At 68.4% G+C, this 14,232-nt stretch carries 12 protein-coding genes; 10 read left to right on the top strand and 2 right to left on the bottom strand.

The window, feature by feature from the left end; genetic code table 11:
* The first annotated feature begins 344 nt into the window (after window positions 1–344).
* Genes BM009_RS20310 through atzF form a run of 8 tightly spaced genes read left to right on the top strand, consistent with a single transcriptional unit; the run spans window position 345 to window position 10,329 of the window.
* Window positions 345–1,424 (top strand): putative urea ABC transporter substrate-binding protein, encoded by a 1,080-nt coding sequence (locus BM009_RS20310; RefSeq protein WP_093298984.1) that lies wholly within the window; start codon window positions 345–347, stop codon window positions 1,422–1,424.
* Window positions 1,425–1,437: 13 nt separating this feature from the next.
* On the top strand, window positions 1,438–2,253 hold the full coding sequence (locus tag BM009_RS20315; protein WP_093298986.1) for an ABC transporter permease: 816 nt from the start codon (window positions 1,438–1,440) through the stop codon (window positions 2,251–2,253).
* Window positions 2,250–3,056 carry an ATP-binding cassette domain-containing protein gene (locus tag BM009_RS20320; RefSeq protein ID WP_093298989.1) on the top strand — a complete coding sequence of 269 codons (807 nt, stop codon included), beginning with the start codon at window positions 2,250–2,252 and terminating at the stop codon, window positions 3,054–3,056. The genes BM009_RS20315 and BM009_RS20320 overlap by 4 nt, the downstream gene beginning before the upstream one ends.
* Window positions 3,053–3,532, top strand: coding sequence for a CopG family ribbon-helix-helix protein (locus tag BM009_RS20325; RefSeq protein WP_093298991.1), 480 nt, complete (start codon window positions 3,053–3,055; stop codon window positions 3,530–3,532). The genes BM009_RS20320 and BM009_RS20325 overlap by 4 nt, the downstream gene beginning before the upstream one ends.
* Window positions 3,529–4,347, top strand: coding sequence for an urea amidolyase associated protein UAAP1 (locus BM009_RS20330; protein ID WP_093298994.1), 819 nt, complete (start codon window positions 3,529–3,531; stop codon window positions 4,345–4,347). Before BM009_RS20325 ends, BM009_RS20330 begins: the two co-directional genes overlap by 4 nt.
* A complete protein-coding gene (locus tag BM009_RS20335) occupies window positions 4,347–4,982 on the top strand; it encodes an urea amidolyase associated protein UAAP2 (protein ID WP_010543571.1) in 636 nt (211 codons plus the stop codon). Before BM009_RS20330 ends, BM009_RS20335 begins: the two co-directional genes overlap by 1 nt.
* The gene (uca, locus tag BM009_RS20340) at window positions 4,979–8,578 is read left to right on the top strand and encodes an urea carboxylase (protein ID WP_093298996.1); all 3,600 of its coding nucleotides are present in this window, start codon (window positions 4,979–4,981) and stop codon (window positions 8,576–8,578) included. The genes BM009_RS20335 and uca overlap by 4 nt, the downstream gene beginning before the upstream one ends.
* A complete protein-coding gene (atzF, locus tag BM009_RS20345) occupies window positions 8,575–10,329 on the top strand; it encodes an allophanate hydrolase (RefSeq protein ID WP_093298998.1) in 1,755 nt (584 codons plus the stop codon). The genes uca and atzF overlap by 4 nt, the downstream gene beginning before the upstream one ends.
* Before the next feature lie 6 nt (window positions 10,330–10,335).
* On the opposite strand, the gene BM009_RS20350 is transcribed toward atzF, so the two are convergent.
* Window positions 10,336–11,241, bottom strand: coding sequence for an MBL fold metallo-hydrolase (locus BM009_RS20350; protein WP_093299000.1), 906 nt, complete (start codon window positions 11,239–11,241; stop codon window positions 10,336–10,338).
* Between the two features lie 127 nt (window positions 11,242–11,368).
* Here BM009_RS20350 and BM009_RS20355 point away from each other — a divergent pair, with 127 nt between their 5' ends.
* Both BM009_RS20355 and BM009_RS20360 read left to right on the top strand, forming a co-directional pair.
* Complete coding sequence (locus BM009_RS20355) at window positions 11,369–12,313, top strand: sterol desaturase family protein (RefSeq protein WP_093299002.1); 945 nt, start codon at window positions 11,369–11,371, stop codon at window positions 12,311–12,313.
* Entirely contained in the window at window positions 12,310–12,771 is a 462-nt protein-coding gene (locus BM009_RS20360) for a hypothetical protein (RefSeq protein ID WP_093299005.1), read from the top strand. The genes BM009_RS20355 and BM009_RS20360 overlap by 4 nt, the downstream gene beginning before the upstream one ends.
* 9 nt (window positions 12,772–12,780) lie before the next feature.
* Here the strand turns inward: BM009_RS20360 and BM009_RS20365 are convergent, their stop codons facing one another.
* Window positions 12,781–14,226: a family 43 glycosylhydrolase gene (locus tag BM009_RS20365; protein ID WP_093299007.1), complete on the bottom strand. Its 1,446-nt coding sequence runs from the start codon at window positions 14,224–14,226 to the stop codon at window positions 12,781–12,783.
* Between the last annotated feature and the right edge of the window lie 6 nt (window positions 14,227–14,232).

Below are 14,232 nucleotides of genomic sequence, written 5' to 3' on the forward strand. Positions count from 1 at the left end.
GGGGACCGCTCGCCGCAGGCGAGTGGTGGAGGGGCCGCGCCGCAAGGCGCGGGGTTCGCTTGGCGTCTCGGCAACCCGCCGCGTGCCGCGGCGGCCCCTCCACCATGTGCTGCGCACATGGTCCCCCTCCCCGTTCCGGGGAGGAATTGGGGCGCACCGACCAGCCCCCAAAACGGGGCTCGCCAGTGCCTGAATGACGCATTGCAGCATCACGATTTGAGGTGACACATGCCATGTGACATGCCTATAAGTCGTATTACTGGATTGGGCAAACGTAATATCGGTTGCGACCGTCCGGCGGCTGAAATTCGCGCTTTCTCGCGCTGCGAAGATGGGGGTCGATCATGGCAAAATGGGTAGCGAAGGCGCGGATCGCGATCGCGGCGACGGCGATGCTGGCGACGGCATCGTGCGGCGGTAGCGGCAGTGCACCAAAGGTGCGGACCGAGTTCAACATCGGCTGGTCGATCTATGCCGGCTGGATGCCCTGGCCCTATGCCGAACAGGCCGGCATCGTGAAGAAATGGGCCGACAAATACGGCGTCAAGATCCACTTCACCCAGGTGAACGACTATGTCGAGTCGGTGAACCAGTTCAACGCCGGCAAGCTCGACGGCGTCACCGTCACCAACATGGACGCGCTCACCATCCCCGCCGCGGGCGGCAAGGATACCAGCGCGATCATCCTGGGTGACTATTCCAACGGCAATGACGGCATCGTCCTCAAGAACGCCAAAAGCCTTGCCGACATCAAGGGCCGCACCGTCTATCTCGTCGAGCTGTCGGTCTCGCACTATCTGCTGGCGCGCGGGCTCTCCTCGGTCGGCCTCCAGCTCTCCGACGTGAAGACGGTCAACACCTCGGACGCGGACATCGTCGGCGCCTTCGCCAACCCGGCTGCTACCGCGGTCGTCACCTGGAACCCGCAGCTGACCGAAGTCGCCAAGCTCCCCGGCGCCACCAAGGTGTTCGATTCGAGCCAGGTGCCGGCTGAGATCCTCGACCTGCTCGCCGTCGACACCGCAACGCTCAAGGCCAATCCGAACCTCGGCAAGGCACTGGCCGGCATCTGGTACGAGACGATGCAGCTGATGCAGAAAAAGGATGCCGTCGGCGCCGCCGCGCGCGCCGCGATGGCGAAGCTGGCCGGCACCACGCCGCAGTCGTTCGACGCCCAGCTCAGCACGACGCACCTCTATGCCACGCCGCAGGATGCGGTCGCGGCGGTGAAGTCGCCCGCGATCGGCGCGACCATGGTGAAGGTGCGCGACTTCAGCTTCTCCAAGGGGCTGTTCGGCCAGGGCGCCAAGTCCGCCGATGCGATCGGCATTTCGGTACCCGGCAAGACGATCGGCGACGCCAACAACGTCAAGCTGCGCTTCGACCCGACCTATATGGAGCTGGCCGCGGCCGGCAAGCTCTGAGGCCGGACGCCATATGCGCTGGGTGAACATCCGACCCCGCCGCCGAACCGGCTGGCTGCTGGGGAGCCTGCCGCTGCTGCTCGCGGCGATCGTCTACCTCTTCGCCTCGGCAGCGCGGCATGCTGAGAACCCCTCAGACAAGCTGCTGCCGACGCCGGGCGCGATGGTGGAGGCGATGCACGCTCTGCTCGCCCAGGCCGACCCGCTGAGCGGGCGCCTGCTCTTCTGGGCGGATACGCTGGCCAGCCTGGAGCGGCTGGGAATGGCCCTCGGCATCTGCGCGCTCTCCGCATTGCTGGTAGGCATGGTGCTGGGCGTGCTGCCCGCCGCCCGCGCCACCTTCGGCGCCTTCGTCACCACCATTGCCGTGATCCCGCCGATCGCGCTGCTGCCGGTGCTGTTCATCGTCTTCGGGCTGGGCGACACCGCCAAGGTCGCGCTGATCGTGATCGGCGTCACCCCCTTCCTGATCCGCGACCTCGCCGACCACATCACCGCCATCCCGCAGGAGCAGCTGATCAAGGCGCAGACGCTCGGCGCAAGCAGCTGGCAGCTGGCACTTCGCGTCGCCCTGCCCCAGGCGCTGCCCCGGCTGATCGCGGGCATCCGCCTCTCGCTCGGGCCGGCCTGGGTGTACCTGATCTCGGCCGAGGCGATCGCCTCGGACATCGGCCTCGGCTACCGCATCTTCCTCGTCCGGCGCTATCTCTCGATGGACATCATCATCCCGTACGTCGCCTGGATCTCGATCCTCGCCATCCTGATGGACGTGGCGCTGGCCCAGTTGAGCAAGCGCGCCTTCGCCTGGGCGCATGGAGCCGGCCGATGAGCGCGCTCCTCTCCTTCCAGAATGTCTGGCTCGAATATGGCGACAAGGTCGTGCTGGAGCGCGTCGAGCTCGACATCGCCGAGCGCAGCTTCGTATCGATCGTGGGTCCCTCGGGGGCGGGCAAGAGCAGCTTCCTGCGGCTGGCACTCGGGCAGGAGCGACCGACGCGGGGCAAGATCCTGCTCGACGGCACGCCGCTGCCCGGCGAATGCGGCCCCGATCGCGGCGTAGTGTTCCAACGCTATTCGGTGTTCCCGCACCTGACCGCGCTGCGCAACGTGATGTTCGAGCGAGAATGCGTCGGCGCCCCACTCACCGCCCGGCTGTTCGGCGCCGCCCGTCGCCGCGCCCGCGACGAGGCCGCCGCGATGCTCGCCGAGGTAGGCCTGGGCGACGCGCTCGACCTCTACCCGGCCCAGCTTTCCGGCGGCATGCAGCAGCGGCTCGCCATCGCCCAGGCGCTGATCGCGCGCCCTCGCGTGCTGCTGCTCGACGAGCCGTTCGGAGCGCTCGACCCCGGCATCCGGCAAGACATGCACCGGCTGATCCTCAAGCTGTGGGAAGAACATGCGCTCACCGTGCTGATGGTCACCCACGACATTTCGGAGGCGTTCAACCTCGGCACCCGCGTGCTCACCTTCGACAAGCGCCGCATCGATCCGCACGCCCCGCACCGCTACGGCGCAACCGCCGTCTACGACCTCCACCTCACCCGCAAGCGGCGCGAGGCGATTGTCGAGGCGCAGCAGGAAGTATTACGATTGACAGAATCAGTAATAACCGGGAAAGAGGAATCATTGTGAAGGAACCCTCCTCCTCCCTCGCCCGGCTCAGCATGAGCCTGCCCGCCGAACTTTTCCGCCAGCTCGATGAAATGGTGGAAGACCGCGGGCTCCCCTCGCGCTCGCAGCTGATCGCCGAGCTGATCCGCGACGAACTTGCCGAGCAGAGCGCCGCCTCGCGCCCCGAGGAGATGCTCGCGGGCACGATTACCCTGGTCTACCGCGCCGATCTCGGCCGGGTGCGCCACCAGCTGGCGCAGACCCAGGCCGAGTATCTGAAGGAGGTCATCTCCTCGCAGCATGTCTTTTTAGAGGACGACCAGTCGCTCGAGGTGCTGCTGGTCCAGGGGCCGGCGCGCCGGCTCCGCGACCTGTGCGACGCGCTGCGCAAGGTGCGCGGCGTGCAGCAACTGCGCCTCTTCACCACCACCGCGCTGCTGCCCCCGCTCCACGAGCAGGACGAGGCGGCAGCCCCAACCGGGAGCAAGGCGGCATGAGCACACTCGCCGACCCCAATGCCGCGCGCGACCATGCGCGCGCGATGGCAGGCACCGTCGTCGAGGCGATGCCGATCCTGCCGCCCAAGGCGGACGACCTGCCTGCGGGCGTGCACGCCGACGATCTCGTCTGGGAAGAGACGATCGCCGCCGGCGGCTATGCCAGCCGTGTGCTGTCGCGCGGCAGCCGGCTGCGGCTGATCGACCTGCACGGCGATGCCTGCGTCTCGCTCCAGCTGTTCAACGCCGCCATGCCCACCGAGCGGTTCAACGTCGCCGATACGGTGAAGGTGCAGTGGAACGCCTATCTCGGCGAGGGCAGCCTGTTCCTCTCCGACATGGGCCGGGTGCTCGCCAGCATCGAGGCGGACGGCGCCGGCACGCACGACGCCTTTTGCGGCGCGTCCAACGCCGCGTCGAACGAACGCCGCTACGGCGACGGCAGCAATTCGGGGCCGTTCCCCAACGCCCGCGACCGGCTGCTGCTCGGTGCCGCCAAGCACGGCCTCACCCGCCGCGACATCCATCCGTGCGTCAACCTGTTCAAGGGCGTCCGCATCGCCGCCGACGGCACCACCGAACCGCAGCTCGGGCCGTTCGCGCCGGGCCGCTCGCTGGTGCTGCGCGCCGAGATGGACCTGATCGTGGTGCTGGCCAACTGCCCGCATGTGCTCGATCCGCGTCCCTGGACCGTCACCCCCTTGCGCGCCACCGCCTGGCGCGGCCCGGTGACGACACGGGACGATCCGATCCGCAACGCGACGCCCGAGCGGCAGCGCGCTTTCCTCAACACCGAAGACTGGGTCCGCCGCTGATGGAACAGGACGTAGCGCTCGCCGGCCTCACCGGCCGGGTGATCCATGACGAGATCGTCCCCGCCCGCGCCCCCTGGCTGCACCGGGTGAAGGCCGGCGAGACGCTCCGCGTCGTCGACCTCGAAGGCAATCAGGCGGTCGATTTCCTCCTCTACGCCACCCACGACGATGCCGAACGCTACAGCGCGCAGGACACGATCGCGGCACAGGCCAATATCTTCCTGCGCACCGGCAGCGTGCTGCGCTCGAACGAGGGCCGGCCGATGATGACGATCACCGCGACCGCGGTCGAGTATCACGACACGATCGGCGGCGCCTGTTCGTGCGAGTCCAACACACTGCGCTATGGCCATTTCACCAAGGCGCAGCACGCCTGTGTCGACAATTTCCTCGAGGCCAATCTCCGCGACGGCCGGGGCAAGCGCGACATCGTGTCGAACGTCAATTTCTTCATGAATGTGCCGGTCGAGGCCGATGGTGCGCTGGGCATCGTCGACGGCATCTCGGCGCCCGGCCTGACCGTGGACTTGCGCGCAGAAATGGATGTGACCGTGGTCGTTTCGAATTGCCCGCAGATCAACAATCCCTGCAACGGCTTCAACCCCACCCCCGTGCGCATGATCGTCACCGCATGAGCGTGCGCACCGTCCTGATCGCCAATCGCGGGGCGATCGCCTGCCGGATCATCCGTACCCTCAAGAAGATGGGCATCCGCTCGGTCGCCGTCTTCTCCGATGCCGACGAGGCCTCGCGCCATGTCGCGCTCGCCGACATCGCGGTGCGGATCGGCCCCGGCCCGGCGGCGGAAAGCTATCTTGACGTCGCCCGCATCCTCGCGGCGGCGAAGGAGACCGGCGCCGACGCGATCCACCCCGGCTATGGCTTCCTCTCCGAGAACGCCGCCTTCGCCGAGGCGTGCGAGGCCGCCGGCATCGCGTTCATCGGCCCGACCCCGGACAGCATCCGCGCCTTCGGCCTCAAGCACAGCGCCCGCGCGCTCGCCGAGGCGGAGAAGGTACCCCTCGCCCCCGGCACCGGCCTGCTCGACAGCGTCGAGACGGCGCTCGAAGCGGCGGAGCGGATCGGCTATCCGGTGATGCTCAAGGCGACCGCCGGCGGCGGCGGCATCGGCATGCGCGTCTGCACCGATGCCCAGGCAGTGCGCGATGGCTATGCCGCGGTGGCGCGGCTGGGTGCCGGCAATTTCGGCGATGCCGGGCTGTTCCTCGAACGCTTCGTGCCGCGCGCCCGCCATGTCGAAGTGCAGATCTTCGGCGACGGCCATGGCCGCGTCGTGGCGCTCGGCGAGCGCGACTGCTCGCTCCAGCGTCGCAACCAGAAGGTCATCGAAGAGGCCCCCGCCCCGCATTTGCCCGAGCGCGTCCGCGCGGCCTTGATCGAGGCGGCGGTGCGGCTGGGCCGGGCGGCGAACTATCGCTCCGCCGGCACCGTCGAGTTCCTCTACGATCCGGCGCGGGAGGACTGGTTCTTCCTCGAAGTAAATACGCGCCTTCAGGTCGAGCACGGCGTCACCGAAGAAGTGACCGGCGTCGACCTGGTCGAATGGATGGTGCGCGGGGCGGGCGGCGACTACAGCTTCCTCGATACCCCCGTCCCCGCCCCCAAGGGCTGGTCGATCCAGGCGCGGCTCTATGCCGAGGATCCGGCGGTCGATTTCCGTCCTGCCTCGGGCACGCTGACCGACGTCGCCTTTCCCGAAGGCGTCCGCATCGAGAGCTGGGTGGAGTCGGGCAGCGCGGTTTCCTCCTTCTACGATCCGATGCTCGCCAAGCTGATCGTGCACGGCGAGGACCGCGAGTCCGCCGTCGCCGCGCTCCAAACTGCGCTCGGCCGCACCCGCTTCGCCGGGATTGAGACCAATGTCCGCTGGCTGCGCGACGTGGCCCGCAGCGAGGATTTCGTCACCGGCGACGTCTCGACCCGCTCGCTGGAGACGGTGGTCCACCGCCCGCAGAGCATCGTCGTGCGCTCGGCCGGCACCGCGACCAGCGTGCAGGATTATCCCGGCCGTGTCGGCCTGTGGGACATCGGCGTGCCGCCCTCGGGCCCGATGGACGCCCGCGCCTTCCGGCTCGGCAACATGCTGCTCGGCAACGACAGCACCGCGCCCGGGCTGGAAGTGACCGCCACCGGCCCGACGCTCCAGTTCAACACCGCGACCCGCATCGTCCTGACCGGCGCCGACTTCGCCGCCACGCTCGACGACAAGCCGGTCGAGCGCAACAAGCCCATTGCCATCGCGGAAGGCCAGACCCTCGCGCTCGGCCGCGTCACCGGCGGGGGCATGCGCGGCTATATCCTGTTCGCCGGCGGGCTCGACGTGCCGAGCTATCTCGGCAGCGCCAGCACCTTCGATCTCGGCGAGTTCGGCGGTCATGGCGGACGCGTGCTGCGGGTCGGCGACACGCTGCACCTGACCGATCATGCGCCGGCGGTAATCCCCGGCCCGCGCACGGTCGCGCAGGAACCGCTCGGCCCCGACTGGACGATCCGCGTCCTCTACGGCCCCCACGGCGCCCCCGATTTCTTTGCTCCACAAGATGTCGACACGATCCTCTCCGCCGAGTGGAAAGTCCATTACAACAGCAACCGCACCGGCGTGCGGCTGGTCGGCCCCAAGCCGCACTGGGCGCGCAAGGATGGCGGCGAGGCGGGGCTCCACCCGTCGAACATCCACGACAATCCGTACGCGATCGGCGCGCTGGATTTCACCGGCGACATGCCGATTATCCTCGGCCCCGACGGTCCCTCGCTCGGCGGCTTCGTCTGTCCGTTCGTGGTGATCGCGGCGGATTTGTGGAAGGTCGGCCAGCTTGCGCCGGGCGACCGCATCCAGTTCGAGCAGGTCAGCCTCGACGAGGCCGATGCCGCCGCACAACAGGAAGAGGCGTTGATCGAGGGCCGCGCCGCCACGGCGACCAGCCCGGCCGAGGGCGGCGGGCGCGACGCGATCCTGGTCGACCTCCCCGCCAAGGGCCGCCGCCCGCGCGTGCTGTTCCGCCGCCAGGGCGATCGCAACCTGCTGGTCGAATATGGCCCGATCACGCTCGACCTCGAGCTGCGCCTGCGCGTCCATGCCGCGACCACCGCGCTCGCCGAGCTCGCGCTGCCGGGCATTCTCGACGTCGTGCCGGGCATCCGCTCCTTCCAGGTGCATATCGACGGCATCCGCCTGAAGGAGGCGGCGCTGATCGAGCGGCTGGTACAGATCGAGGACGCACTCGGCGACCTCGAGGATTTCGTGATCCCATCGCGCATCGTCCACCTGCCGCTCAGCTGGAACGACCCCGCGATCCACGAGACGATCCAGCGCTACATGCGCGTGGTCCGCGACGACGCGCCCTGGTGCCCGGACAATATCGAGTTCATCCGCCGCGCCAATGGCCTCGCCAGCGCCGAGGAGGTCCACCGGATCATCTTCGACGCCAGCTACCTCGTCTATGGCCTGGGCGACGTGTATCTCGGCGCGCCGGTCGCCACCCCGATCGACCCGCGCCACCGGCTGGTCACCACCAAGTACAACCCGGCCCGCACCTGGACGCCGCCCAACGTGGTCGGCATCGGCGGCGCCTATATGTGCATCTATGGCATGGAAGGCCCGGGCGGCTACCAGCTGTTCGGCCGCACCATCCAGGTGTGGAACACCTATCGCCAGACCGGCGCCTTCGCCGAGGGCAAGCCCTGGCTGCTCCGCTTCTTCGACCAGATCCGCTTCTTCCCGGTCAGCCATGAAGAGCTGACCGAGTGGCGGCGCGACTTCCCGCTGGGGCGCCGCGAGATCAAGATCGAGGAAACCGAGTTCCGCCTCTCCGACTATCGCGAATTCCTGGCGGAGAATGCCCGCTCGATCGCCGCGTTCGAGAAGCAGCGCAACGCGGCGTTTGCAGCCGAGCGCGCGGACTGGGAACGCAAGGGCGAGTTCGACCGCGTCGCCAGCCTCACCGAAAGTGCCGACGACAGCGCCGACGAAGCGGTGACGGTGCCCGAGGGCGCCGAACTGGTCGAAGCACCGTTCGGCGGCAGCGTGTGGAAGCTGCTCAAGGAAGTGGGCGACACGATCGACGCGGGCGAGACGATCGCCGTGCTGGAGGCGATGAAGATGGAGTTTCCCGTCACCAGCCCGGCAGCGGGTACGGTGGCGGCGCTCTATGTCGCCGAGCGGCAGACCGTCACCCCGGGCTCGCCAGTGCTGGCGCTGGTGCGGGCATGACGGCGCTCGACCGGCTCTCGGTCGCCGGCATTGCCGCCGAGGTGCAGGCGGGCAAACGTAGTGCGGTCGCGGTAATCGAGGACGTGCTGGCGCGGCTCGATGCCTATGATGCGATCCAGCCGGCGGTGTGGATCTCGCGCTTCGAGCCCGATGCGCTCCGCGCCGCCGCCGCTGCGGTGGATGCCCGGATCGCCGCCGGTGAGACGCTGCCGCTCGCCGGTGTGCCCTTCGCGGTGAAGGACAATATTGATCTGGCCGGCCTTGCCACCACCGCCGCCTGCCCGGCCTTCGCCTATCAGCCCGAACAGTCGGCAACCGTGGTGGCGAAGCTGGTGGCTGCCGGGGCGATCCCGGTCGGCAAGGCCAATCTCGACCAGTTCGCCACCGGGCTCAACGGCACCCGCAGCCCGTACGGCATCCCGCGCAACGCGTATAACCGCGCGTGGGTGAGCGGCGGGTCGAGCTCGGGGTCGGCCGTGGCGGTCGCCGCCGGGCTGGTCGCCTTCGCGCTGGGCACCGACACCGCAGGCTCGGGCCGCGTGCCCGCCGCGTTCAATCATCTCGTCGGCCTCAAGCCGAGCAAGGGTCGCTGGAGCAGCTCGGGGCTCGTCCCCGCCTGCCGCACGCTCGACTGCATCACGGTGTTCGCGGGCAGCACCGAAGATGCGGCGCTGGTCGACACCATCGCCGCCGGCTTCGACGCGACGGATTCGCTCTCCCGCGACCTGCCGGACGTGCCACGCGCCCGCCGCCGCATCGGCGTGCCCCGCGCCGAGCAATGCCGCTGGTTCGGCGATATCGAATCCGAGTTCCTGTACCACCAGGCGCTCGCCGGCCTCGATGCCGAACTGGTCGAGATCGACCTCGCCCCCCTCGATGAAGCCGCCCGCCTGCTCTATGACGGCCCCTGGGTCGCCGAGCGTACGGCGGCGCTGCAGGGGCTGCTGCTCGACGACCCCGACGCGATCCACCCGGTAGTGCGCGAGATCGTCGACGGCGGCTTCGGCTACAGCGCGATCGACGCGTTCAACGGCGCCTATCGCCTCGCCGAACTCGCCCGGATGGCGGAGGCGATGTGGGAACAAGTCGATCTGCTCGCCCTGCCCACCGCGCCGACCAGCTACCGCGTCGCGGAGATGGTCGCCGAGCCGATCAGGCTCAACGCGAGCCTCGGCGCCTACACCAATTTCGTGAACCTGCTCGACATGGCCGCCATCGCGGTCCCCACCGGCAGCTACGCCAGCGGCGTCGGCTTCGGCGTGACGCTGATGGGCCCGGCGGGCACCGATCGCGCGCTGCTCGACGCGGCGAACGCATTTTTCCCCGCGCCGGCATCCCCGCCGCCGCTGGACCTGGAGGGACGGATGGAAACGGTGAAGCTCGCGGTCGTAGGCGCCCATCTCAAAGGCATGCCGCTCCACTGGCAGCTGACCTCGCGCGAGGCCAAGTTCGTCGAGGCGACCACGACGGCGCCGACCTACAAGCTCTACGCCATGGCCGAGAGCGTGCCGCCCAAGCCCGCGCTGGTCCATAGCGAGGATGGCGCCGCAATCGCGCTGGAAGTGTACGAGCTCGACATGGCCGCGTTCGGCAGCTTCGTGGCGGAAGTACCGCCGCCGCTCGCGATCGGCACGGTGACGCTGGCGGACGGCAGCATGGTCAAGGGCTTCGTCGCCGAACCGCGCGCGATGGCCGGCGCCGAGGACATCACCGAACTCGGCGGCTGGCGGGCGTATATCGCGCGGGGCTGAGCCGGCTCAATCGTTTGGGCGGGCCGGCACCGGATACACGATGAAGTCCGCGTGCCGATCGATCGTCGGCACCGGTCCGGCCTTCGCCACTGCCGCACGCAGTTTCTCGATCTTGGAGGGCGCCAGCGCAAGCCCATGCTCGTCGGCATGCACCGGCGCCTCCATCGGATAGTCCTTCCCCGGCATGGTCGTCATCTCGATATGTGCGCCGAGCAGCGCGCGGATCGGGTGCGTCCTGGCGAAGGCCGCCAGCCGCTCGGCACTCGCGCGGAAATCGTCGAAATGGTTCAGCGGCACGTAGAGCCGCCCCGGATAGAGCATGTCGCCCGAGAACAGCAGTCGCGTTCGCGCATCATAGACCATGATGTGCGCCGGCTGGTGCCCCGGCGTCGCCAGCACGTCGAGCGTCCGCCCGCCCAGATCGAAGTGCGCCACGTCGCGCGGCCAGTCGGTGAAGTGGAAGAAGGCGGCGACCTCGGTCGGCTTCAACCCGACCACATCGGTATCGGGCCGATTGCGGAACTCGTCATCGCCCGCATGATGGTCGCCATGGCTGTGCGAATGCGCGACGACCAGCCGTATCGCCCGGCCGCCATGCTTGGCCTGCCACGCAGCAACCAGCCGGTCCACGGTCGGCCGGATCTTCAGCCCGCCCGCGCCGGTATCAAGCAGCAGCACTCGCTCGCGCCCGAAGATCAGGTACAGGAACGGCGCCTCGAAATTGGTCTTCACCGATTGGCGGATCACGAAAGTGTCGCCGTCGATCGCCTGCACCTGCGTCTCCGGCTCGCTCGCCGCCGTGCCGTTGATCCAGGGCGCGAAGGCCGGCGGCTTGGGGTTCGCCGCGCCGAGCAGCAGGAAGGCGCCCAGGCCGAGCGAAAAGCGGTGTCGAAAGCGTGTCATACGTCGCATGCTGGGCCACCCATCGGCACCCGACAAGCCGCGAAATCCCCCGCTACGTCAAACGACTTACGGCGCGCTGCGCCCGTTTCGGCCATCTTCTCCTTATCGGAATCACGGGCGAGGACCGGGCGCGATCATGGATGCAGCTGTACCGACCAACTTCGAACCGACGGGCGTGCAGGGCGGCCCGGTAAAGCGCTTCATCTTCACCCATTTTCAGCCGGCCGTGCTGGTGGCGATGATCCTGTTCTGGACCTTCGCGCCGGACTCGATCGCCAAGGCCTCAGTGGCGGTGGGCATCGGCATCGTCTTCAAGCTGTGCCTGCTCGGCATGGAGCGGATCAGCGAGCGCCACCGCCACTGGCGCCTGACCTGGAAGGAGCTCGCCAGCGACCTCTTCTACGTGGGCATGAGCTACACGCTGATCAAATATGCCGGCAAGCATTTCGGCGACGACGCGATCATCGACGCGATCAAGCATTACTTCCACTTCAAGACCGCCTGGGCGGGGCAGATCCCGATCCTGTTCCAGGCGCTCGCCATCCTGCTGATCTTCGATTTCTGCCAATATTGGATGCATCGCGGCATGCACAACTGGGCACCCTTGTGGCTCACCCATGCGCCGCACCACCACATCACCCAGCTCAACGCGCTGAAGGGCTCCGTCGGCAATCCGATCGAGCTGTTCCTGATCGGCCTGAGCCTGGGCGGCTTCTTCGACTTCCTGCCGCGCGCCGCCCTGCTCGCCGGCGGCATCGGCATGGCGATCGGTGCCTATACCCACGCCAATATCCGCTTCAACACGCCGCGCTGGTGGTCCTTCCTGTTCAACACGGTCGAGCATCACAGCCTGCACCACTCGCCCGATTACGACAGCAGCCGCACCAACTACGCCAACACCTTCATCTTCATCGATCGCATCTTCGGCACCTGCCGCGATTCCGAAGCCGCCCATGTCGGGCTCGACGATTGCCGCCGGCTGGGGATCAAGGAGCAAATGATCTACCCGTTCCGGCCGGTGGTACGCTGGGTGAAGCAGCTGCGCGCGCCGCGCCTGCCCGAAGCGGTGGCGGCCGAATGAGCTGGCTGCGCGCGATCGACTGGATCTGGCACGTTCGCGGCACCCTGTCGCTCCCCGCTCGTCCGACCTCGTTCACCGCGCTGGAGCCCGTGTTCGAGGAGCGCGGCACCACGCTGGAGCGAGTCCCGGATACGCTGGTGTTCCATAAGGACAACCCGGACTCGCAGGACAGGCTCGCCTCGTTCGAGCACGGCACGCTGGAGTTGGTCGAGACCGAGCAGGGTCCGGCGCTGCGCTACGACCTGACCAGCCATCCCCTGCTCTGGTGCTTCATCGCTCCCGCGCCGTTCGCCGCATTGGCCTTTGCCGCCCAGCCGATGCGCATCCCCGGCTATGTCTTCGCCGGCATCTTCGCGGCGCTGTACCTTGCCGGCCGCGTCATCGAGCAACGCAACGCGCACAAGCTGTTCCGCGAACGCCTGCTCGGGACCGACACCGCCGGAGCGGTGCCGGCCTGACGAGGCGCTTCAGGGCCGCTGGAACGTCCAGCGCCCTGCGTCGCTCGCGGGATCGAACGGCATCAGCGCCGGCGTGCTCCGCCCGATCGCGACCAGCGCCTTGGGATGCTTGGCATCGGCCTGCGCCTTGGGCTGGATGCGGTAGCTGCCGTCGGTCAGCTGGTCGATCCGCCAGAGCTGCTCGGCCGCGCCGGTGAAGGCGGGCACCGCCTGCACGCTGCCTTCGGGCCCCACCGCCAGCGCCCGATCGGTACCCGCGATCAGGATCTTGTAATAGGGCGCGCCAAACGCCCCGCCCGCGCCTTCCGCCGGCGCGATCGTCCAGAGCTGGTGCGCGCGCATCATGTAATCGCCCAGGTCCACCTCGATCGCGCCTTCGGGCCAGCTGACCCGGTTCTCGGCGAGCGTCTGGTTCGGGATGGGCCCGGTCGGGTCGCCGGGCTTGGCGAAGAAGCTGCGGCGGGCGTCGAACGGCATGCGGACGAAGTCGACCGCCAGCTCCAGCGCCCCGCCGCCGCGCTCGGACTGGATCTCGTACGTGCCGGCGGGGAGGTTCTCGCCCGCGACTGGCCAGCCATCCTTCCACAGCAGCGGCATTATGCCGAGCACGCTGCGCCCGCCGCGATCGAGATCGGACTCATAGTGCATCGAGAATTTCTCGACGCCGTCGCCGAGATCGAGCAGCCCGAAATGCCCAGGCCCGTACTGCCGCCCGCGCCCCGTCACGACCAGCTTGCCGCCGCCCTTGAGCAGCGGCACGCCCATATTGTCGACGAAAGGCCCGGTCGGGCTGCGCGACCGGCCAACGCGGATATTGTACGAGGAGTTGGGCCCGTCGCAGCAGGTGCCATGCGTGCCGAGCAGATAATACCAGCCGTCGCGGTGCATCAGCGCGGTGGCTTCCATGTCGATCGCGACGTCGACCGGCTGGCTGCCCGGCATCTTGTCGCCGGTCTTCGGATCCAGCTCGAGCATGCGGATATAGCCATAATAGGTGCCGTAGCTCAGCCACAGCCGCCCTTCCGCCAGCAGGAAGGCGGGGTCGATCGCGTCGGCCGGCTCCAGCCCGTTGGTCGAGGCGACGATGCCGACATCGTGGAAGCCGAAATCGGGCGACTTGGGGTCGAGCGACCTGGTCCACATCACCTTGACGTTGCTGGCATGGCCGCCGTTCATGCCGCCGCCGCCCACCGCATAGGCGACGTAGAAGCGGTCGCCGATCTTGATCACGTCGGGCGCGACGCCGCCGCCTGGCCGCTCGCCGCCGCTGGCCCACGTCCAGCCATCCTCGGAGACCAGCCCGCCGCCGCGCGTGCCGAAGGTCCACCAGCGGCCGTCCGAATAGGTGATCGTCGAGGGATCGTGGATGAACGGCTCGCCCGCGAGCTGGGCGGAAGCGGCCTGGGGCTGGGCGAGCAGGAACAGCGCAGCGAGCGAAGGGCTTGCAAACTTCATGGCGTT

It is taken from the genome of Sphingomonas sp. NFR04 (assembly GCF_900114095.1).
Lineage (GTDB): Bacteria > Pseudomonadota > Alphaproteobacteria > Sphingomonadales > Sphingomonadaceae > Sphingomonas.